Origin of the sequence: Pelagibius sp. 7325 (assembly GCF_037652055.1) — a bacterium.
Taxonomy (GTDB): Bacteria; Pseudomonadota; Alphaproteobacteria; order Kiloniellales; family Kiloniellaceae; genus Pelagibius.
Genome location: NZ_JBBKAH010000008.1, coordinates 105,321 through 124,453, shown reverse-complemented (window position 1 = coordinate 124,453; position 19,133 = coordinate 105,321). Strand labels below are relative to the sequence as shown.

At 67.2% G+C, this 19,133-nt stretch carries 21 protein-coding genes; 5 read left to right on the top strand and 16 right to left on the bottom strand.

All coding sequences use genetic code 11. The features are described from left to right. Positions 1 to 10 precede the first annotated feature (10 nt). The 13 genes from WDC82_RS17900 to WDC82_RS17840 form a co-directional block, all read right to left on the bottom strand. Positions 11 to 1,348, bottom strand: a complete 1,338-nt coding sequence (locus tag WDC82_RS17900) for an ammonium transporter (RefSeq protein ID WP_340118742.1) — start codon at positions 1,346 to 1,348, stop codon at positions 11 to 13. 278 nt (positions 1,349 to 1,626) lie between these two features. Beyond that, positions 1,627 to 2,178, bottom strand: a complete 552-nt coding sequence (locus tag WDC82_RS17895) for a hypothetical protein (RefSeq protein WP_340118741.1) — start codon at positions 2,176 to 2,178, stop codon at positions 1,627 to 1,629. A gap of 38 nt (positions 2,179 to 2,216) precedes the next feature. Then, complete coding sequence (locus tag WDC82_RS17890; protein ID WP_340118740.1) at positions 2,217 to 2,804, bottom strand: hypothetical protein; 588 nt, start codon at positions 2,802 to 2,804, stop codon at positions 2,217 to 2,219. A gap of 266 nt (positions 2,805 to 3,070) precedes the next feature. Continuing rightward, a complete protein-coding gene (locus WDC82_RS17885) occupies positions 3,071 to 3,664 on the bottom strand; it encodes an OmpA family protein (protein WP_340118739.1) in 594 nt (197 codons plus the stop codon). Between the two features lie 3 nt (positions 3,665 to 3,667). Next, on the bottom strand, positions 3,668 to 4,117 hold the full coding sequence (locus WDC82_RS17880) for a FecR domain-containing protein (protein WP_340118738.1): 450 nt from the start codon (positions 4,115 to 4,117) through the stop codon (positions 3,668 to 3,670). A 118-nt stretch (positions 4,118 to 4,235) separates the two neighbouring features. Continuing rightward, positions 4,236 to 6,344, bottom strand: a complete 2,109-nt coding sequence (locus WDC82_RS17875; protein ID WP_340118737.1) for a CHASE2 domain-containing protein — start codon at positions 6,342 to 6,344, stop codon at positions 4,236 to 4,238. 276 nt (positions 6,345 to 6,620) lie between these two features. Then, positions 6,621 to 7,646, bottom strand: coding sequence for an Ldh family oxidoreductase (locus WDC82_RS17870; protein WP_340118736.1), 1,026 nt, complete (start codon positions 7,644 to 7,646; stop codon positions 6,621 to 6,623). Positions 7,647 to 7,761: 115 nt separating this feature from the next. Further along, a complete protein-coding gene (locus WDC82_RS17865) occupies positions 7,762 to 8,694 on the bottom strand; it encodes a hydroxyacid dehydrogenase (protein WP_340118735.1) in 933 nt (310 codons plus the stop codon). A 13-nt stretch (positions 8,695 to 8,707) separates the two neighbouring features. Then, positions 8,708 to 9,193, bottom strand: coding sequence for a tripartite tricarboxylate transporter TctB family protein (locus tag WDC82_RS17860; protein WP_340118734.1), 486 nt, complete (start codon positions 9,191 to 9,193; stop codon positions 8,708 to 8,710). Then, the gene (locus WDC82_RS17855; protein WP_340118733.1) at positions 9,183 to 10,706 is read right to left on the bottom strand and encodes a tripartite tricarboxylate transporter permease; all 1,524 of its coding nucleotides are present in this window, start codon (positions 10,704 to 10,706) and stop codon (positions 9,183 to 9,185) included. The genes WDC82_RS17860 and WDC82_RS17855 overlap by 11 nt, the downstream gene beginning before the upstream one ends. A gap of 36 nt (positions 10,707 to 10,742) precedes the next feature. Next, on the bottom strand, positions 10,743 to 11,702 hold the full coding sequence (locus tag WDC82_RS17850; RefSeq protein ID WP_340118732.1) for a tripartite tricarboxylate transporter substrate binding protein: 960 nt from the start codon (positions 11,700 to 11,702) through the stop codon (positions 10,743 to 10,745). A gap of 143 nt (positions 11,703 to 11,845) precedes the next feature. Continuing rightward, complete coding sequence (locus tag WDC82_RS17845) at positions 11,846 to 13,015, bottom strand: UxaA family hydrolase (protein WP_340118731.1); 1,170 nt, start codon at positions 13,013 to 13,015, stop codon at positions 11,846 to 11,848. A 15-nt stretch (positions 13,016 to 13,030) separates the two neighbouring features. Beyond that, positions 13,031 to 13,318 (bottom strand): UxaA family hydrolase, encoded by a 288-nt coding sequence (locus tag WDC82_RS17840; protein WP_340118730.1) that lies wholly within the window; start codon positions 13,316 to 13,318, stop codon positions 13,031 to 13,033. Between the two features lie 120 nt (positions 13,319 to 13,438). Here WDC82_RS17840 and WDC82_RS17835 point away from each other — a divergent pair, with 120 nt between their 5' ends. The 3 genes from WDC82_RS17835 to WDC82_RS17825 all read left to right on the top strand — a co-directional run bounded on the left by WDC82_RS17835 (position 13,439) and on the right by WDC82_RS17825 (position 15,992). Then, the gene (locus WDC82_RS17835; RefSeq protein WP_340118729.1) at positions 13,439 to 14,170 is read left to right on the top strand and encodes a GntR family transcriptional regulator; all 732 of its coding nucleotides are present in this window, start codon (positions 13,439 to 13,441) and stop codon (positions 14,168 to 14,170) included. Positions 14,171 to 14,309: 139 nt separating this feature from the next. Then, complete coding sequence (locus tag WDC82_RS17830; RefSeq protein WP_340118728.1) at positions 14,310 to 14,699, top strand: hypothetical protein; 390 nt, start codon at positions 14,310 to 14,312, stop codon at positions 14,697 to 14,699. 45 nt (positions 14,700 to 14,744) lie between these two features. Beyond that, a complete protein-coding gene (locus WDC82_RS17825) occupies positions 14,745 to 15,992 on the top strand; it encodes an adenylate/guanylate cyclase domain-containing protein (protein ID WP_340118727.1) in 1,248 nt (415 codons plus the stop codon). An 86-nt stretch (positions 15,993 to 16,078) separates the two neighbouring features. Here WDC82_RS17825 and WDC82_RS17820 read toward each other — a convergent pair whose 3' ends face one another. The 3 genes from WDC82_RS17820 to WDC82_RS17810 form a co-directional block, all read right to left on the bottom strand. Then, positions 16,079 to 16,456: a cupin domain-containing protein gene (locus WDC82_RS17820; RefSeq protein WP_340118726.1), complete on the bottom strand. Its 378-nt coding sequence runs from the start codon at positions 16,454 to 16,456 to the stop codon at positions 16,079 to 16,081. Between the two features lie 52 nt (positions 16,457 to 16,508). Beyond that, positions 16,509 to 16,694: a hypothetical protein gene (locus tag WDC82_RS17815; RefSeq protein WP_340118725.1), complete on the bottom strand. Its 186-nt coding sequence runs from the start codon at positions 16,692 to 16,694 to the stop codon at positions 16,509 to 16,511. Positions 16,695 to 16,762: 68 nt separating this feature from the next. Then, positions 16,763 to 17,503 (bottom strand): sulfite exporter TauE/SafE family protein, encoded by a 741-nt coding sequence (locus tag WDC82_RS17810; RefSeq protein ID WP_340118724.1) that lies wholly within the window; start codon positions 17,501 to 17,503, stop codon positions 16,763 to 16,765. Positions 17,504 to 17,648: 145 nt separating this feature from the next. Between WDC82_RS17810 and WDC82_RS17805 the strand changes: the two genes are divergently transcribed. Continuing rightward, positions 17,649 to 18,314, top strand: coding sequence for a trimeric intracellular cation channel family protein (locus WDC82_RS17805; protein WP_340118723.1), 666 nt, complete (start codon positions 17,649 to 17,651; stop codon positions 18,312 to 18,314). A gap of 97 nt (positions 18,315 to 18,411) precedes the next feature. Beyond that, complete coding sequence (locus WDC82_RS17800) at positions 18,412 to 18,936, top strand: hypothetical protein (protein WP_340118722.1); 525 nt, start codon at positions 18,412 to 18,414, stop codon at positions 18,934 to 18,936. Positions 18,937 to 19,133 lie beyond the last annotated feature (197 nt).

The following is a 19,133-nucleotide window of genomic DNA, read 5'->3' as shown; positions in this document are numbered from 1 at the left end:
TATCGGCAGGTCACTCGGCCGGCGCCGCAACGCCGATGCCGTTGGAGTCCATCCCCTCGGGATAGGCCGAGATCGGCACCTTCACCGGATCCATCCCGCGGATCTCGACTTCCGGTGGGATGCGCAGCAGGCCGACCGACTTGAGGATCAGCGAGCCGACATAGCCCGGCACGAAGCCCAGCAGCAGCATCGACACAGCGCCGATCAGCTGAGCCAGGAAGTTGGTGTCGGGATAGTCGCCGTTGGGATAGCCGGCCCCGAAGATGCCGAAGGCCAACACACCGAACAGGCCCGCAAAGCCGTGCACCGAGACGGCGCCGACGGCGTCGTCGATGCCCAGCTTGTCGAGCTGCTTGAAGACCAGCGGTGCGATGACGCCGCCGCCGATGCCCAGCAGGAAGGCCAGAGGCGGCCAGTAGACGTCCAGGCCCGATGCCGCGGCGAAGATGCCGGCCAGCGCGCCCGACATCATCCAGAAAGGATCGCGGGTCACCACCCAGGCGCCGATGATGCCGCCGGCAAAGCACATCAGCGTGTTGAACGCCACGGCCGACAGCGTCGTCGGATTGCCGAAGATCGTCGTCCACTGCCCGGTGCCGTTGTAGATGATGCAGCCGCCAAGGAACCCGAAGAATCCCACGATGAGGATCATCAGGCCGAAGACCGACATCGGGACGTTATGCGGCAGGATGTCGTTGGACGAGCCGTCGGGATTGTATTTGCCGATGCGCGGGCCGAGGTTCAGCAGCACGCCCAGGGCGAAGAAGCCGGCGACCATATGGACGCAGCCGGCGGCGCCGAAGTCGTGCCAGCCGTATTCGGTCAGCAGCCAGCCGCCGCCATGCCAGGCCCAGGCGGCACCCAGGATCCACACCACCGAACCCAGCAGGATCGCCAGGATGATGAAGCCCGATAGCTTGATGCGCTCGATCACCGCGCCCGAGAAGATCGAGGCGGTGGTCGCCGCGAACAGCGTGAACGCGGCCCAGAAGATGCCTGTCGCGTTGTCGCCCAGGTTCGGGCCCATGGCGTCCGACCAGGGAATGCCGCCGGCACCCTGTTCGAAGTCGGGAACGAAACCGTTCGGGAAGGCGAGATAGATCCACCAGCCGAAGAAGAAGAAGGTGGGAATCATAAACGCGAACGCGAGAATATTCTTGATACCGGATGCCAGCACGTTCTTCTTGCGCGACGCACCCATTTCATAGGCGAGAAAGCCGGCGTGGATGATGAACATCAACGCCGTGCACCACCAGTAGAACACCTCCATGTTGATGGTGGTGCTCCAACCGCTCCCCTCTTCCAGTGCGGCAACCTTGGCCGCGAGTTCCGCCAATTCCTGTTCCATGCCCCCTCACAAGCTCCCAGTCGGTGAATTTGAAAATTCTTACCGGATGAAATTTTTCATAAGATGAAACGACGTTTCCTGTCCAGAATAATTGCTGCGGCGCACAAATAGTTTGTGAGTAATCGCATAGAACACGAACAATTGCCTGCAAACAGCGTGCAGTAATGGGTCGCGCTCCATCCGCGATTTCAAGCAGATAGGCATTGATATATGGGTACGTATGAAATATTCGCGCCGGCGAGAGTCACCGCTGGAGGGTCGTTCGCCGGACCTCGGAATCAGAACTGGTGGGGACTGTCGGGACTAACGAAGAAAATCAGCGCGATGAGCCGCACGACGATCAGCAGCAGCAGCACCAGTCCCAGCCACCACAGAGCCGGTCCTGCCACCGCCACGCCGCCTGCCAGCGCACGCCAGCCGGCGACCGCGACCCACAGCGCCCAGACGCAGGCCACGGCTGCGGCAAGGTCGATGTAATAACGGCTAAGGTCCCCGTGGCCCACATAGCTGAGGCACAGCGCGGCCACGACAATTGCCGAAAGGCGCAACAGATAGCCTCGGTGCGATTGAATCACCGCGGCTGGCTCCCCGGCGGAGAATGCCGCCAGCAGCATCGCGACCAGCGCCAACAGCACGCCGGTGAAGGTGAAGTAGCGCAGGTACTGCGCCAGCCAGTGAGCGAACTCCAGCCAGCGGTCGTCGAGCTGCCCGTCCGCGCTCCGCGCATAGAGCCGGTCGGCGAGCGCTTCGCCGAGCCAGTTGACGACAGCCAGCATGACGGCCACGACGTAGGCAAGGTAGGCGTAGGTCTGCGTCCAAGGTACTGTCATCGTTCTGGCTCTTTCCTTCGGCTGCTGAAGCCACGGTTTCAGAACATCCGGAAGCCTTGGATCTCGATCATGATCCAGAAAAGGGCGAAGACGCCGACCAGCAGCAGGTCGGCCGCCAGCGCCAGCCACCACAGCGCGGGGCCGGTCACCGGCATGCCGCCGGCATAGGCGAACCAGCCCGCCGCCACGACCCACAGCGCCCAGGCGAAGAGCACGACGGCGCCGGCATCGGCATCGAAGGCGCCCATGCGCACCCTGGCGAGCCCCACCAGCACCAGAAAGGCCAGCGCGATGGCGCCGCAGCGCAGCTGGTAGGCCTTGTGCGCCCCAGTGACGTCAGGGGTGACGTCAGGGGCGACATCGGGATCGACCGGCGTCGCGCCTCCGGCCGGCAAGGCGGCCAGCACGAAGGCCACGACCGCGCAGGCCACGGCGGCCCAGACCGCCGCCTTCATGCCGCGCATCAGAATGTGGGAGAAATCCAGCCAACCCTGGCCAAGGCGGCCCATCTCGACCCGGTCGTAAACCACGGTATCGAACAGCGCCGCCAGCCAGACGCCGGTACCGATCGCCAGCATCACCGCGTAGCCGAGATACGACACTGTGACAGTCCAAGCGGGCACCATGTCGTCGCTCCTCCCCGAAGCAGGCGGTCACCGGCCGCCGTGAATTCCTTAGGAGCTCAAACCCCGCCCCAGCAGCGCGGGCGAATCGCCGGATCGGACCCGGCGACGCCCGCGCCGCAGAAGACTGCGGTCTTCACGGCAAAAGTCAACTGTGGGTCGAGGAAGCCGCGGCCCCGTTCGTGGCGGATCATCCACCGGCTTCAACTGCGATGAAGCCCACTTGGGGAAGCCAGAGGACGCACGGCCCGACGGGCGGCGAATAGCCGTCAGCGCACCATCACCTCGACGCGGCGGTTCTGCGGCTCGGGGACCTCGTCGGCGGTGGGCACCAGCGGGTTGGCCTCGCCGTGCGAGCTCACCGTCATCAGGTTGGGATCGAGTCCCTCCTGCAGCAGCAGCGCGCGCATCGCTTCGGCACGGTCGCGGGCGAGGCGCTCGTTTACCGCCGCCGGACCGACGCGGTCGGTGTGGCCGATCACCGCCACCTCGGGGGCGGGATACTCCCGCAGGCTGTCGAGTATGGCCGGCAGCTGGGTCCGCGACTCCTCGGTCAGGACATCGGTGCCGAAGACGAAGTAGAGCAGGAAGCTGCGCGGCTTCAGCGGGCTGGCCTGCAGGCTCGCGCCCCAGGTCTGCTGGATCTCAGCCTCGCTCAGCGCTTGCGGCTCGCTCGGCGCGGCGGTGGCACTGGCGACCTGCGTCGCGTCGCCGGCTTCGGTGACGGTCTGGCTGCCGGCTGCGTTCTCCACCGTGATGGCGCCGACGCTGCCGTCCTCCTCCTCCAGCAGGACGAAACGGTTCTGGCCGGCACAGGCCGCCAGAGAGAACAGCAGGCCAAAGGTCAGGATGAGGCGGGTCATCGGCTAGTCTCCTTCCACTTCGGCAAGGAAGCGCGTGCCGCGCACGGCCACCGTGGCGACCGGCGTCTGCACCTTCACGGAGTCCGGTGACAGCTTGGCGATGACGCCCGAGACGTAGAGCAGCGTGCCGCGGAAGAAATCGATGAGAAAGGCGAGCCGCCCCTCGGCCGGCGCGAACTCGAACTCGGTGAACTGGATGCGCGAGTTCGGCCCGATCGAAAGGCGCGAGCCGTCCTTGAAGGTCAGGCCGACCGAGCCCGCTTCCGTCTCCACCACGTCCTCGACGTAGATCGGCGTGCCGACGCCCAGGGCGCTGCGTTCATCGGCCCTGAGGGCGAAGGCCTCGCCGTCGACCACCTTCACCAGGCCGATCTGGTTTTGCTGCTGCGCCAGCGCGGGCGTTACCGCCGCCGCTGACGCGGCCAGCGCCAGCGCCAGCGCAAAACTCCTCATCCTGAGGACCCCGCGCGAGCGGGCGTCTCGCAGGATGTGCCGCTCCGCGACTGTTCCTGCTTCGGAGACTGTCTCGAAGCACGCATGGTGGCCTTTCGGCCTCGGGCATACCGTCATGTCAGGCTCTCTCCCTCTGTCGCGCGCGGGGCCCGCGCACCCTCTCGGCCGGAAACACCAGCGTTGCCGTGGTGCCGTGATTGCTGATGCTGGCGACTTCCAGTCTGCCGCCATGCATTTCGACCATCGCCTTGGTCAGGGGCAATCCTAGCCCGATTCCCTCGAAGTTCGACGTCAAAGCGTGGTCGACCCGGCGGAACGGCTCGAAAGCCTCGACAAGCTCCTTGTCCGTCATGCCAATGCCGGTGTCGGAAACCGAGAGGCGGAAGTCGCCGGTATCCGCCAGCACGCCGGAGACCCGTACGCGTCCGCTGTCCGGCGTGAACTTGATGGCGTTGGACAGCAGGTTCATCACCATCTGGGTGAACATGCGCTGATCGCCCCAGAGGTTGGGCAGCACCGACTCGCGGTCCAGCACGACGCTGTTGCTGCGGTCGCGGTAGGCTGTCGTCACCGTACGGATGCTGTCTTCCAGCAGGGCGCCGACCGGGAATTCGCTCTCGCTCAGCTGGCTCTCTCCAGCCTCTACCTTTGACATCTCCAGGACATCGTTCACCAGTGACAAAAGGTGGTTGCCCATGTGGTGGATGTCCTCGACGTAGTCGCGGTACTTGGGCGGCGACACCGGGCCGAGGATCTCGCGCTTCATCATCTCGGAGAAGCCGAGGATGGCATTCAGCGGGGTGCGCAGCTCATGGCTCATGTTGGCCAGGAAGCTGGTCTTGGAACGGTTGGCCGCCTCGGCCAGCACCAGCGCCATTTCGCGCTCCTTGTCGCTGCGTCTGCGCTGGCGCTGTGCCTCGACGATCTCGATGCCAATCATCACCAGGTAGGTGACGATGAAGACCAGCGCGGCATAGCTGGGGTCCAGCAGCAGGTCATGCTGGCCGAAGGCGTAGAGCGCGCCGCCGAACAGCAAGGCGAGCACCCCCAGCAGGGCGATCGGATTGGCGTAGCCGGGCAGACGCTCGCTGAAGGCGAGAAAGGCCAGGAACAGCGCCAGCGTGGCCAGCAGCTCCCAGAAGATGGCGAAAGGCGGCCGCAGCAGGTAGTGCTGCGTCAGCAGGTTCTCGATGAAGAGCGCTTGCATGTCGATGGCGGAAAGCGCGGCGCCGCCCGGCGTGATGAAATTGCGCGTCAGGCCGCTGGCAGTCGCCCCCAGCAGCACGATGCGGTCGTGCAACAACGCCGGCTCCACCGTGCCGTTCAGGACGTCCACCGCCGACACCCGCGCGATGCGGTCCAGCGGCACCTCGCGCAGCCAGACCTCGCCGGAGAACGCCGTCTCGATCCTCAGGTCACCCAGGCTGACGCCGGCGATGCCGGGCCCGTCGATCTCCACCTCGATGGCCGGCACCCGCTTGGCGACGCGCACCACTTCCACCGCGAAAGACGGCAGCACCGCGTCGCCGACCAGCATGACGATGGGAATGCGCCTGACCACGCCGTCGCCGGCATATTCCAGGCTCACCACGCCGACGCCGCTGCTCGCCTCCTCGAAGATCGGCAAGTTGCGCAGCAGGGCCGGATAGCGGCGGATCTCGGCGGCCCCCTGGTGGCCGAGGCGCAACAGGATCGGCGCGCGCAGGACGGAGACGTCCGTCGCCGCCGGCCCACCGCTGGTGACGGCGGCGCCCAGCACCGCCGGCACCTGGCGCAGGCTGAAGGCCAGCAGGGCGTCGTTGGACGGCAATTGGGCGAGACTTTCCCGCAGCGGCGCGTCGATCGGAAAGCGCTGCAGCACGGCCTCCGGAGACAGCCGGTCGGGTTCCGGGAACAGGATGTTGATGCCGAAGACTCGCGGATTCTGGGGCGCGATCCGGTTCGCCAGGTCGGCCAGCAGGTCGCGCGGCCAGGGCCACTGCCCCAGGCGGGCAAGGCTCGCCTCGTCGATGTCGACGATGGTGATCGGCGAACCCGCGCTCGCGCCCCCGGCAGACCCGGCGGCGGGCGGCAGCAGGCCCTGGGCGAAATCGAAGAACGCATTGCGGAAAGTGGGCAGCGGCTCCGGGTCGGCGAAGCGCAGGGCGATCACCGCGCAGAGTGCCAGCCAGACGAGCCCCCTTCTGACCCACCCGGCCGCAACTGCCGACAGCCGGAACGGCTTCATAGACAGACGGCTCCGTTAGCTACCCATGGCTAGCGAAGGCGATCGGGAAAGCGATTGCACCCGGATTTCTCATTTCGAGACAACCTCTCCACCGCCGCCTGGATAACCGGCTCCATCCCGCATGCCTTGCAGTCCCCCATCATTCGGAGCCGGACGCGCCCAAGCGGTGCCGCCCTGCATAACTCAGGATAGCACGAATTTGGTAAGGCAGTTCAACAGGTTGATTAGACGAATTACCGGCAATTTTTAGGTAATCCGTAACAGCAGCAAGGCCTTTCAAGCACCCGCAAGAGAACGGATTTCGGCCAGCATGACAACCGGAACGTGAATGCCGTCGCGTGCCGCCGCGGCGCGCGCGGCCAGTCGCCGGCTGCCCGGCAGGCGTGCGCCGTCCTGGGTTTCCAGGGCGTCGATCAGCACCTCCAGCCGGGCGGCGAAGGTGCCGCCGGACAGCGGTCCCGGATCGATCGCCAGCAGGAACTGGCCGACCCCCGGCGGGGGCCCCTCGGCGGTGAAGAAGGAACTCGCCTCGAAGGCATGGTTGGCACCGATCAGGCTGGCCGAGAGGATCTCCACCATCATCGCCAGCGCGGCACCCTTGGCATCGCCCATGGGGATCATGGTGCCGGCCAGCGCCGCTTCCGGGTCGGTGGTCGGCCGTCCTTCGGGATCCAGTGCCCAGCCCTCGGGGATCGTCTGGCCGGTCTTGGCCGCGGCCATGACCTTGCCGCGGGCGACCTTGGAGAGCGAGAGGTCGATGACCAGCGGCGGATCGCTGCGCCGCGGCGCGGCGAAAGCGATGGGATTGGTGCCGAAGATGCCCCGGCTGCCGCCCCACGGCGCCATGGCCTGCGGCGAGTTGCCGACCATCAGGCCGACCAGCCCCTTCTCCGCCAGCCGCTCGACGTGGAAGCCGGCCTGGCCGAAGTGGTGCGAGTGATGAATGCCGGCGACGGCGATGACGCTCTTCGCCGCCATCCGCATCAGTTCCTGCCGCGCGCGCTGGATCGCGGGAAAGGCAAAGCCCGCTCCGGCGTCGACGCGCACCGCACTGTCCGACAACACTTCGACCGTCGGGTCGACCTTGCCGTCAACCTTGCCGCTCTTGACCTGTGCCGCGTAGGCGGCAACGCGCGAGAAGCCGTGGCCGCGCTGGCCGTCGGCCTCGGCGGCGACCAGCGCCGCCGCCACACAGTCCGCATTGGAACTCGATGTGCCGGCCTGCGTCAGCGCCCGCTTCACCAGGTCATGGGCGGCCCGCAGGCTCAGCGTCTCGCTGTCATTCGACACTTGCTTGTTCATGACTCATTTTCCCGCGGTTGCCCGCTTGATCCTTGCCATCCACTCGGGCTGTCATCCCGGCCAAGCGAGCGCGAGCCGGGATCCATGAACGGGCACTCGCATACGGAGGCAGATCTCACTGCCTCTCCAGCACCCGCCGCACGTTTTCCGCCGTCAGCGCGCTGACGCGCACGTTGGCCTCCTGGGTCACGCCGGCGATGTGCGGCGTCAGGATGACGTTGGCAAGGCCGGCGAACTTCGCCGCCGCCTCAGCGCCCAACGGCTCCTTCTCGAAAACGTCGAGCGCGGCGCCGCCGAGATGACCCTGGCGCAGACTCTCCGCCAGCGCCGCCTCGTCCACCACGCCGCCGCGCGCCGTGTTGATCAACACCGCCCCGGGCCGCATGGCTGCCAGGGCCGCGGCCCCCAGGAGTCCGCGGGTCTTGTCGGTCAGGGGCACGTGCAGGCTGACTGCATCGGCCGCCGCCAGCAGGCTTTCCAGCGAGTCATGCCGCGCCACCCCCTGCCAGGCCGCGTCGTCCGCCGCCACGAAGGGATCGGCGGCGGCGATCGTCATGCCCAGCGCGCGGGCCCGCGCGGCGACCTGGCGCGCGATGGCGCCGAAGCCGACGAGGCCCAGGGTCTTGCCGGCGACTTCATGGCCCATCAGCGCCTGGCGCGGCCAGTCTCCCGCCAGCATGGCCTTGCCCGCATGGTAGGCGCCGCGCAGCAGCACCAGCGTCGTTGCGATGACGTATTCGGCCACCGCCTGGTCGTTGGCGCCGGTTGCCGGAAATACCGGAAGCCCGCGCGCCTTGCAGGCCGCCATGTCGATGTTGTCGAGCCCGACGCCGAGGCGCCCGACGGCCTCCAGCTTCGGACCCGCCGCCAGCACGTCTGCGCTCACCTGGGTGCGGTTGCGCACGATGAGCGCGCGCGCGCCGGCCAGCGCGGCCTTCAGGTCTTCCGGCCGGTCGACCAGCGCGGGATCGTAGAGCACGGCGAAGTCCTTGCTCAGCCCCTCGACGGCGGCGGCATCCATGAACTCGGAGATCACGATATCCGGCAAGCAAACCTCTCCCTTACTCAAACAGGCTGCCGACCGGCAGCGGCACGCGCAGCACTTCGGCGAACAGCACGAAAAAGGCGACCACGATGGCGATGCCGACCAGCGGGAAGACGAAGCGCCGGGCGCCCTGCCAGGGGTCGTACATCGCCAGCAGCATGATCGCCAGGAACACGACGATGCCTGCCGGCAGGAATCCGATCAGCGGCATCGACAGCGCGCCGCCCAGCATGACGGCGACCAGGCCGATGCGCCGGGGCCAGGATCCCTCGGTCGAAAGGTGGTGCCGGCCGCCGCCGCGCAGCAGGTTGCGCAGGATCAGCAGCAGCGAGAAGCCGACCATGAGCACGATGACGGTGCGCGGGAAGACGTAGGAGTCGGAATCGGCCATGTCGGTGGTGTCCCACCACGCCGCCGCGCCCAGCAGGATGAAGAGGGCCGCGGCGATGGTGCCCGCGATGTCGCGGCCGCCCTCGCGGGGTCGCGTCGTGTCACTCGCCATAGCTGCCCTCCTGCTTCAGGTTGCGGTGCCGCATGTAGTACTGCCGCAGCAGCGGGTAGAACAGCGACAGCAGCGTCATGGCGACGATGGCCAGCGAGATCGGCCGCCCGAAGAACATGCCCGGCAGGTCGCCAACCGCCGAGCCGATGGTCCAGGCCTGCACGAAGCCCTGCTCGGCGATGGAGCCGAGGATGAGGCCCAGCACGATGGGCGAGACCGCAAAGCCGATCCGGCCCAGCACCCAGCCGACGACGCCGAGGACGATCATGACGACGACATCGGAGATGTTGTTGCGGATCGAATAGGCGCCGATGACGGTCATGAAGGCGACCGTCGGCACCAGCAGCGCCTTGGGCACGGTGACGATGGAGCGGTAGGCATAGCGCCCGATGATCAGGCCCGCCGGCAGCATCAGGATGGTCGCCAGGAACAGGCCGTAGATGAAGGTGTAAACGATGGAGCCCTGCTCGCCGAAGAGGTTCGGCCCGGTGCGCACGCCCTGCACCATGAGGGCGCCCAGGATCACCGCGTCGGGCGGCGTGCCGGGAATGCCCAGCACCATGGTCGGGATGAAGCCGCCGCCGACGGTGGCGTTGTTGGCGGCCTCGGTCGCCTGCACGCCCGCCGGTTCGCCCTTGCCGAAGTCCTGCGGACGCTTGGCGCTGCGCCGTGCCTCGGAATAGGCGACGAGGCCGGCGATGGAACCGCCGGCGCCGGGCAGGATGCCGACCAGGGTGCCGATGATCGAGGAGCGGATGAGGTTCACCTTGCCGCGCCAGGAGATCGCCAGGCCCTCGCGCAGGCGGAAGCCGCGCGGCTTGGCCTCGACCTTCAGGTGGCGGTCGGCGGTGGCGACGAGGTCGATGAGCACCGGCACGCAATAGAGCCCGATGAGCGCCGAGACCACCTCGATGCCGCCCAGCAGGGTCTTGGTGCCGAAGGTGAAGCGCACGTCGGCCGAGATCTCGGCGACGCCGATGCAGGAGAGCAGCAGGCCGAAACAGCCGCCGATGAGACCCTTCAGCAGGCTCTGCTCGGACAGGGCGGCGATCAGCGAAAGGCCGAAGATCGCCAGCCAGAAATATTCCATCGGCCCGAAGGCCAGTGCGACCTCGGCCAGCGGCGGCGCCAGAAGCAGCAGCGCGAGCGCCCCGATGAGGCCGCCGACCACAGAGGCCAGGCAGGCCAGCGTGATCGCCAGGTCGCCGTCGCCCCGCTTGGCCATGGGATAGCCGTCGAAGGTGGTGCCGATGGCCGAGGGCGTGCCCGGGGTGTTCAGCAGGATGGCGGCATAGGCGCCGCCGTAGATCGCCCCGGTGTAGATCGCTCCCATGAGGATCAGCGCCGAGGCCGGTTCCATGGCGAAGGTGAGCGGGACGAGGACGGCGACCGCCATGGTCGCCGTCAGTCCCGGAAGGGAGCCCACGATGGTGCCGGCAGCGACACCACCGAGGGCCAGCATGATGTTGAGAGGCGTCAGCGCGGCTGCGAAATATTCGATGCCCGGAAGCATGACACGACCTCTTGGTTTGCTATGGCGCTGCCGTCCCTATTCCAGCACCCCCGCTTCCTTGGCCGCGGCGGCGTAGGTCGCCTTCATCTCGGTCATGAAGGCGTCCATGTCCTCGTAACCGACGTCCAGCATGGCCATGCCATCGTTCTCCAGGCGCTTGCGGAACTCGGGATCGGCATTGATCTTGCCGATCATGTCGGAGATCTGCTTGCGCAGTTCCTCGGGCGTCGACTTCGGCACGGCGATGCCGCGGTAGGCGCCGGAGGCAAGCTCGAAGCCCAGCTCCTTGAAGGTCGGCACGTCGGGGAACATCGGGTGGCGTTCTTCCATGGCGACCGCCAGCATGCGCACCTGGTCGCCCTGGGCGGCACCCACCGAGGTGTAGCCCCACTCGGCGGCAACCTGCTCGCCCAGCAGCGCGGTCACCGCCGCGCCGGTGCCCTTGAAGGGCACGTAGGTCGTCTTGATGCCGGCCAGCTGGTCGAAGCGGATCTGTGCGATGTGGTTCGCGGTGCCCTTGCCCGAGCCCGAGAAGGTCGTCTTGCCGGGGTTCGCCTTGGCGTAGTCGATGAGATCCTGCAGCGTCTTGAAGGGGCTGTCCTTGCTCACCACGATGGCATCGGGCGTGTAGTGGAACATGTAGACCGTGGTGATGTCGTCGGTCTGGAAGCCGACGTCCTTCTGCAGCGGCTGGATGACGATGTGCGGCAGATTGACGCCCATCCAGGTGTAGCCGTCGCCCTTGTACTCGTTGAGCTGCGACCAGCCGACGGCACCGCCGCCGCCGGGCTTGTACTCGATGACCAGGTCCTGGCCGAACATCTTCTGGAAGAAGGCCTGCTGGTGGCGCGCCGTGATGTCGGATTCGCCGCCGGGGCCGAAGGGGATGATGTAGTTGACCGCCTTGTCCGGATAGGACTGCGCGGCCGCCGGGGTGGCGAGGCCGAGCGACAGGGCCGCCAGTGCGGCCGCGGCAATCGAGGTAAAGGTCTTCATAGGTGCTTACTCCCTCTTTTTGGTGTCGGCGCCCTTTTGCGCAGCTTGTGCTCCGCTCGTTTCGGCATCCGCTCTTCTTGATTGGTGGCGGCGGCCCCCTTCCGCAGGAAAAGGGCCGCCGGGGTCTGCTAGGTCCGCCTTGATCAGGCGCTGCGGTAAAGTTTGGTCATGACGAACTCGCGGTGCTTCAGCGCTTCGGCCGCCGTGAGCCGTCCGTTGCAGGTCCGCAGGGTGATGTCGATCAGGGCATCGCCGGCCTGGTCGAGGTTCATCTCGCCGCGCAGGATGCCGGAGACGTCGAGGTCGACGTGCTCGCCCATCTCGCGCGCCGTCTTCGGATTCGCGGTCAGCTTGATCACCGGCTCGATGGGATTGCCGATGATGTTGCCCTGCCCGGTCGGGAAGAGGTGGACGACGAAGCCCGCCGCCGCCTGCAGGGTCACGCACTCGGCCGCCGCCGAAGAGGAGTCCATGAAATAGAGGCCCGGGCCCTTGGAGGGTTCCTCGGCCGGCTTCAGCACGTCGATGAACTTCGTCTTCTTGCCGATCTTCTGCAGGTTGCCAAAAGCCTTTTCCTCGATGGTGGTGAGGCCGCCGGCGATGTTGCCCTTGGTCGGCTGGCTGTCGGAGAGATCGCTGGTCTTGTGCGGCTCGATGACCTCGTCCATGTAGGCCTGCCAGGTATCGAGAAACTTCTTCGCCACCTCCGGCGTTGCCGCGCGCGTCGCGCAGATCTGCTCGGCGCCGGTCAGCTCCGAGGTCTCGCCGAAGCAGGTGGTGGCGCCCAGGTCGTCGAACTTGTCGATGAAGTTGCCGACCGTCGGGTTGGAGGCCAGGCCCGAGGTGGTATCGGACTCGCCGCACTTGGTCGAGACCCACAGCTCGTCGATCTTGCAGGGCTCGCGCTGCAGCTCGGTCGCCCACTGCACGAACTCCTTGGCCTTGCGCGAGGCGTCGGCGACGATCTTGATCTCGCCGTGGCCTTCGATGGCGAAGCCTTCCACCCGCTTGCCGGTCTTGCGGATGCCGTCCACCACGCGCCCCGTCCACTGCGGCTCGATGCCGATGACGATGACGGCGGCGACGTTGGGGTTGCTGCCGGTGCCGATCAGGGTGCGGAAGTGCAGTTCCAGGTCCTCACCGAACTGCAGGCGCCCGTAATGGTGCGGCAAGGCGAGGCAGCCGTCGATGTTGTTGGCCACCTTCTCGCAGGCGGCGTTGGAAAGGTCGTCCAGCGGCAGGATGACCACGTGATTGCGGATGCCGACCCGGCCGTTCTCGCGCCGGTAGCCGAGGAATTTCTGTGCGCTCATTTCACCAGCTCCCTATTACCAGCGTTTGGTCTTGACGTTCTGGGTATGGACATGGCCGCCCTTGGCGATCTTCGCCACGGCCTTGCCGATGTCGTGACCGTACTTGAGGATGGTATCGCCTTCGGCGATATCCCCAAGGGCGATCTTGTGGCCCAGCGGAATGGCGTCGATGCACTTCATTTCGAAGCGCGAGTCGTCCTCCATGATCCAGCCGGTGAGCGTGGTGTTGGCCGCGATGCCTTCCTTCACGATCACGCCGACCGTGTCCTTGGCATCGTGCACGATGAAATCTGGTGCCGACATCTTCGGATGTTCTCCCGTAACGGCGCGGGACGGCCGGCAACAAGCCGGGCCGCCCGCGTTCTTTTGTTCCTGAACGGGAATTTATATGTTATGTCTTATATAAGACAAGGAGATTTTCGGGTGACCCGACAGCTTTCCGCGATTGCAGGCTTCAAGCCGCTTTACCAGCAGGTGAAGGACCTGCTGCTGGAGCGGCTGATCGGCGGCTACTGGAAACCCGGCGACCTGCTGCCCAGCGAGTTCCAGCTCGCCGAGGAACTGGGCGTCAGCCAGGGCACCGTGAGGAAGGCGCTGGACGAGATGACCGCCGGTAATCTGCTGGTGCGTCGTCAGGGCCGCGGCACCTATGTCGCCGAGCACGACCAGGAGCACGCCCTCTTCCACTTCTTCAAGCTGACCGACCGTCAGGGCCGGCCGCTGGTGCCGCAAAGCCGCGTGCTGAAGATCGCGCGCGGCGCGGCGCGCAGCAGCGAGGCGCAGCGCCTGCAGCTCGCGGCGGAGCAGGAGGTCATCCGCATCACCCGCGTGCGCTCGCTGGCCGGGCGGCCGGCGATCTTCGAGCGCATCGTGCTGCCCGCCGCCCTGTTTCCGGGCCTCGACGCCAAGCGCGACCTGCCCAATACCCTCTACACCCTGTTTGCGCGCGACTACGGCATCACCATCGGCCGCGCCGAGGAACGCCTCTCGGCCGTCGCCGCCGGCGCCGAGGCGGCGCGCCACCTGGCGCTCGAGCGCGACGCCCCGCTGCTCGCCATCGACCGCACGGCCCTCGCCCTCAACAACCACCCGGTCGAGTGGCGCCTCAGCCTCTGCGACACCCGTGACCAGGTCTATTCCGTCACGCTGGCGTAGCAGGCCTGTCCCCGAATCACGCCCGGTTTTCAAGAAACCGAAAGGACCCTGTCGAATAGCGCCCGACGTGGTGGCGTGCTAGCGTTACCCGCAGGCGAGGTGGCACGGTTCAAACTGTCCGGAAGTTCGGAGGCGCACCATGGCAGGACGCACAACTCTGGCCGCCGTTGCAGCAACGTTGCTGGCTGCAACGCTGACCGCCTCAGCGCCCGTCATGGCTCAGAACGGCGAGGTCGAAATTCTGCGCGGTCAGCCGCCCGCAAAGGCGATCTCGGTCTCCGCTGATGAGGGCGTCAGGGGCGTCACGGTCTACCGCGGCTCTTCCAATTTCGTGCCGGCGAAGACAGCGGCCGCCGCGCCGGTCGCCTATATCGGCGGTGAAAGGATCCGCATCGACAGGCTGGAGCCGGTCGGCAACTGGTTCCTCGACCGCTCCGGAGAGGACCTGACACTCGTCCACTGCTACACGCGACGCTCGACGATGGTCGGCGGCGCGCGGCGGATCCTCTGCACAGCGCGCCGTTTCTAGCGCCCCACGCTGTGCTCCGCCCCGCCGCGTGCTATAGTCTGCTTCATGCTGGAATCGCCCGACCTCGCCGCGCTCCCCCTACCCGCCCTCGCCGACATCGCCGAGTGGCTGGAGCGCGCCGCGCTCTGCGGCGAGTCCTCCGAGGCGCTGGTCGCCGGGCTGAGTGAGCGCCTGGTCGCCGCCGACATCCCCTTGTCGAGGATGACCGCCATGGTCGACACCCTGCACCCGGTGCACGAGGGCTCCGTGTTCCGCTGGGTCGCCGGTGAGAGCAGCGGCGAGGAAGGCACGAGTACCTTCACCTACGACCGCGACTACGACGAGGCGGGCTGGCAGGCGACCACCTACTACCACCTCGACCGCACCGGCCTGCCGGCCTACCGCGAACGCCTCGGCCCGGACAGGGAGCCCGCCCTTGCCGCACTGCGATCGTTCCGCGACGACGGCTACCGCGACTACATCGTGGTGGTCGAGCGCTTCGAGGATGCCGGCAGCATCGGCGAGATGAACTGCATCTATTCCTCGTGGATGACCCGCGCGCCCGATGGCTTCTCCGACGCCGCCATCGCCACCATCCTGCGCCTCTCGCCGGTGCTCGCCCTGGCGCTGAAGTGCCAGGGCCTGCACGGCATCTCCACCACCATCGCCGAGACCTACCTGGGCCGCAACGCCGCCGGCCAGGTGATGCGGGGCAGCATCCTGCGCGGCGTGGCCAGCGAGATCGAGGCGGTGCTGTGGTCCAGCGACCTCATGGGCTTCACCGCCCTCAGCGAAGCGCTGCCGCCGGCCGAGTTGATCCCCTTCCTCAACGCCTACTCGGGCGCCCAGGTCGAGGCGATTCACGGCGCCGGCGGCGACGTGCTGAAGTTCATGGGCGACGGCCTGCTGGCGATCTTCCCCGTGGACGGCGATCCCGCGGCCGCCTGCCACGCCGCCCTCGGCGCCGCGCGCGAGGCGCGCCGCCGCGTCGCCGAGGTGAACCGGGGCCGCGCCGAGGCCGCGCTGCGCACCACCGACTTCTACCTCGCCCTCCACCTCGGCCGCGTCTACTTCGGCAACATCGGCAGCCCCGACCGGCTGGATTTCACGGTGATCGGCCCGGCGGTAAACGAGGCCAGCCGGATCATGGCGCTCTGCGGCTCAGTGCGCCGCCCGCTCCTGATGTCGGCGCGCTTCGCCGAGACGGTGACCGGCCCAGATGGGACGGCAGGCGCCGACCTGCCGCTCGCCTCGGTCGGCCGCTTCGCCCTCAAGGGCGTCTCCCAGGCCCAGCACCTCTATACGCTGGCGTAATCGGCGTCAGCCTGACTGACAAGTTGGCTGTCGTCCCGGCACGGGATGCCGAGATCAAGACCCGCAACGACAACCACGTTTTCGTGCTATGCCACGATCATGTAGAACTTGCGCAGCGTCTCGGTGATCTCCCAAACGCACTTGGTGCCCTTGGCGATGAAGAGGCTGTCGCCGGCGGTGAAGGTCTCGGCCTTGCCGTCCGCCGTGGTCACGGTCACCGAGCCCTCGATGATGGTCATCATCTCGTGAACCGGAAAGCTCTCGATCTCGCAGCGGCAGGGCGCGCAGAGCCACACGCCGGTTGAAATCGTGCCGTCCCCCTTCCCTAGGGGCGTTTCGAAGAAAGTCGCGTTCAGTTCGGTGGTGTCGGCGCCGGTGAACTGCTCCGGCGCGGTGACGTCGGAAGGCGCCATCCCGCCCGCCGTCTCCCCGCCGGCCAGAAGCCTGTACACGGTGTCGTTCATCGCTGACTTGCCTCCTGCGGCCGGAACTCGGGAGCGTTCGGACAGGCCTGGGTTAGGGTTTGCCCTGGCCGAACTTGCCGCGGGTGCGCCGTTCTTCCGGCAGATCCTTGCGGGCACCGCAGGCGGTGACGGCAACGGCCGGGATAACGAAACAGCTGCGCACCAGAAGCCGCAGCAGGCGGCGCCGCCCGCGCAACGGTGAGAGCGCCGCGGGGGCGGCGGAGACGGCAGGGGTCATGACGAACATCTCCATTCAGGGGATCGGCCATTCTTGAGATCGGCTGCGCCCCCCGCCGCCGGCTCACCTCAGGTAACAACACTTAGTACCAGCCTTGCGGCGATCAACGCCAGCAGGACCAGAATCAGGCGGTCGAAGAAGATCTTCGACATGCGCTTGGCGAGGAAGGCGCCCAGCGGCATGCCCGCGATCAGTGGCAGGATCGCCAGGGCGCTGAGCAGCACCCGGGGCGGCGTCAGCACGCCCCAGGCGGCAAGCAGCGGGATCTGCACCAGCGACATCGCCGCGAAGAACACGGAGATGGTGGCGATGAAGGCCAGGCGATCCATCCGCGTCGCGTTCAGGAAACTGATGGAGACCGGTGCGGAGATGCCAACGGCGCCTTGCAGGATGCCGCCGACAAAGCCGGCCGGTGCCGCCAGACGCGCCGCGAGGCCGAGATCCAGGGTCCAGTCGGGCCGCGCCAGGCGAAAGCTGATATAGAGGAAGACCGCGCCGGCGACCCCCAGCATCAGCAGGTCGGAGGAGAGGCTCACCAGGATCGCCGAGCCGACGCCGGCCCCGGCGGCCCCGGCCAGGGCGAAACTCCAGGTCAGCATCGGGCCCAGCTGGTGCGCGCGAAAGCGCCAGCCCTGCCAAAGGTTCGACATCAGGTTCGGCAGCGTGAACAGCGCCACCGCCAGCGGCACGTCGTAGAACATCGCCAGCAGCGGTATGGCGACGATCGGCGCGCCGGCGCCCGTCGCGCCCTTCAGCACGCCCCCGAGGGCGAGGCCGAGCGCGCCCAGAATCAATCCGGTTGGTTCCATGCGCTCCTTATCCGATACCGCGCTGCAAAGGTCTACAAGACCGTTGGCCAGCCTTGTAGCGCCCGCGGCGGGCCATCGGCTAGCATGACGGTCGCGCCCCGGGCCGGGGCGACCCCTGGACTCCAGCCGACGGGACAGGCTCACCATGCCGCTGCCAGACGCCCCTGCCCATCTGATACTCACGACCGACATTCTCGCGGCGGTCGTCTTTGCGGTATCCGGCGCCCTGGTGGCCTCGCGAAAAGGCCTCGACATCGTCGGATTCATGTGGCTCGCCGTGCTCACCGGCGTCGGCGGCGGCACGGTGCGCGACCTGCTGCTGGACGTTCCCGTGTTCTGGATGGTCGACCCGATCCATATCGTTGCCTGCCTGATCACGGCGATCGTCGTCCACTTCACCGCCCATCTGGTCGAATCCCGCTACAAGCTGCTGCTGTGGTTCGATGCGCTGGGTCTCGCCCTGGTGACCGTCGCCGGCACCGCCAAGGGCCTGGATACCGGCACGGGCCCGATGGTCGCCGTCGCGATGGGCGTGATCACCGGCACCGTGGGCGGCATCGTCCGCGATCTCGTCGGCAATGAACCCTCGGTCATTCTGCGCCGGGAAATCTATGTGACCGCCTCGGCGCTCGGCGCCGCGGTCTATGTGCTGCTGACCCTGCTCGCGGTCCCCGGGTTGGCGGCCGGAATCGCCGGGATCCTCGCCACCTTGGCGGTGCGATGCCTGGCGATCACCTTCAACTGGTCGCTGCCGGCCTATCGGCCCAGGCCCGGCCGCAGCATCGAGGAGATCGAAAAGGCCCGGCGGTGAACGCTGCGGCGCCTTGCCGCTTGGCGGGGCCCGACGGCCTGCTTTAGCATTGCCTGAAGCCTTCGGACCCGAAGCGTTCGTGAGAGGATTGGACGTGATGAGCTATACCCTGGAGCAGCTGGCCGCCGACTGCCACGCCGCCATCGCCGCCAACCCCGGCCCGGCCGGGCGCGAAGCGGTGCGCCGCCACCTGGAGCGCGCCCTGAAGGACGCCGAATTCGTCGACGCGCACCTCGGCGACCACGCCACCGCCGCGCGGTCCTTGCTGTACGAGGATCCCGACTTCCACTTCTGCATCATGGCGCACGTCTATGAGGGCGCGAAGGAGGCGCCGCCGCACGACCACGCCGATACCTGGGCGATTTACGGCCAGGCCAAGGGCGTGACCGAGATGACCGAGTGGCGCAAGGTCCGGGCTCCGGAGGGCGAGAAGCCGGGCAAGGTCGCGGCGGAGAAGGTCTACGAACTGAAACCCGGCATGGCGGTCGTCTATAACGAGGGCGTGCTTCACTCCCCGCGCCGCGAGGGCCCGACCCGCCTCATCCGCATCGAGGGCCGCAATCTGGACGGCGTCACGCGCGACCTCTACGAGCCGGCGGCGGACGGCGCCGCGGCGAAATAGGAAACGGCCCAACAAGAACCATTCGCCCTTTTTCTTGCGGCCTTTTCCAAACCGTCCCCCCGGACCGCGCCCGCAAGCTCGCTTGGCCGGGATGATATCCTGGATGGATACAGGCGTTATGTGAGTCCGATGGCCCCGCTGGCGAGATGGCCAGGGCGAGCGGAAATCGACCCTGCCCCCTGGACCCGACTCTGCCC

Bases quoted from the DNA above. Each gene is read 5' to 3' on its own strand.
- WDC82_RS17870 (WP_340118736.1), bottom strand. From the start codon at position 7,646: ATGAACAAGCAAGTGTCGAATGACAGCGAGACGCTGAGCCTGCGGGCC.
- WDC82_RS17815 (WP_340118725.1), bottom strand. From the start codon at position 16,694: ATGACCCCTGCCGTCTCCGCCGCCCCCGCGGCGCTCTCACCGTTGCGC.
- WDC82_RS17800 (WP_340118722.1), top strand. From the start codon at position 18,412: ATGAGCTATACCCTGGAGCAGCTGGCCGCCGACTGCCACGCCGCCATC.
- WDC82_RS17805 (WP_340118723.1), top strand. From the start codon at position 17,649: ATGCCGCTGCCAGACGCCCCTGCCCATCTGATACTCACGACCGACATT.
- WDC82_RS17900 (WP_340118742.1), bottom strand. From the start codon at position 1,348: ATGGAACAGGAATTGGCGGAACTCGCGGCCAAGGTTGCCGCACTGGAA.
- WDC82_RS17825 (WP_340118727.1), top strand. From the start codon at position 14,745: ATGCTGGAATCGCCCGACCTCGCCGCGCTCCCCCTACCCGCCCTCGCC.
- WDC82_RS17890 (WP_340118740.1), bottom strand. From the start codon at position 2,804: ATGGTGCCCGCTTGGACTGTCACAGTGTCGTATCTCGGCTACGCGGTG.
- WDC82_RS17855 (WP_340118733.1), bottom strand. From the start codon at position 10,706: ATGCTTCCGGGCATCGAATATTTCGCAGCCGCGCTGACGCCTCTCAAC.
- WDC82_RS17885 (WP_340118739.1), bottom strand. From the start codon at position 3,664: ATGACCCGCCTCATCCTGACCTTTGGCCTGCTGTTCTCTCTGGCGGCC.
- WDC82_RS17860 (WP_340118734.1), bottom strand. From the start codon at position 9,193: ATGGCGAGTGACACGACGCGACCCCGCGAGGGCGGCCGCGACATCGCG.
- WDC82_RS17880 (WP_340118738.1), bottom strand. From the start codon at position 4,117: ATGAGGAGTTTTGCGCTGGCGCTGGCGCTGGCCGCGTCAGCGGCGGCG.
- WDC82_RS17850 (WP_340118732.1), bottom strand. From the start codon at position 11,702: ATGAAGACCTTTACCTCGATTGCCGCGGCCGCACTGGCGGCCCTGTCG.
- WDC82_RS17810 (WP_340118724.1), bottom strand. From the start codon at position 17,503: ATGGAACCAACCGGATTGATTCTGGGCGCGCTCGGCCTCGCCCTCGGG.
- WDC82_RS17840 (WP_340118730.1), bottom strand. From the start codon at position 13,318: ATGTCGGCACCAGATTTCATCGTGCACGATGCCAAGGACACGGTCGGC.
- WDC82_RS17895 (WP_340118741.1), bottom strand. From the start codon at position 2,178: ATGACAGTACCTTGGACGCAGACCTACGCCTACCTTGCCTACGTCGTG.
- WDC82_RS17875 (WP_340118737.1), bottom strand. From the start codon at position 6,344: ATGAAGCCGTTCCGGCTGTCGGCAGTTGCGGCCGGGTGGGTCAGAAGG.
- WDC82_RS17830 (WP_340118728.1), top strand. From the start codon at position 14,310: ATGGCAGGACGCACAACTCTGGCCGCCGTTGCAGCAACGTTGCTGGCT.
- WDC82_RS17820 (WP_340118726.1), bottom strand. From the start codon at position 16,456: ATGAACGACACCGTGTACAGGCTTCTGGCCGGCGGGGAGACGGCGGGC.
- WDC82_RS17845 (WP_340118731.1), bottom strand. From the start codon at position 13,015: ATGAGCGCACAGAAATTCCTCGGCTACCGGCGCGAGAACGGCCGGGTC.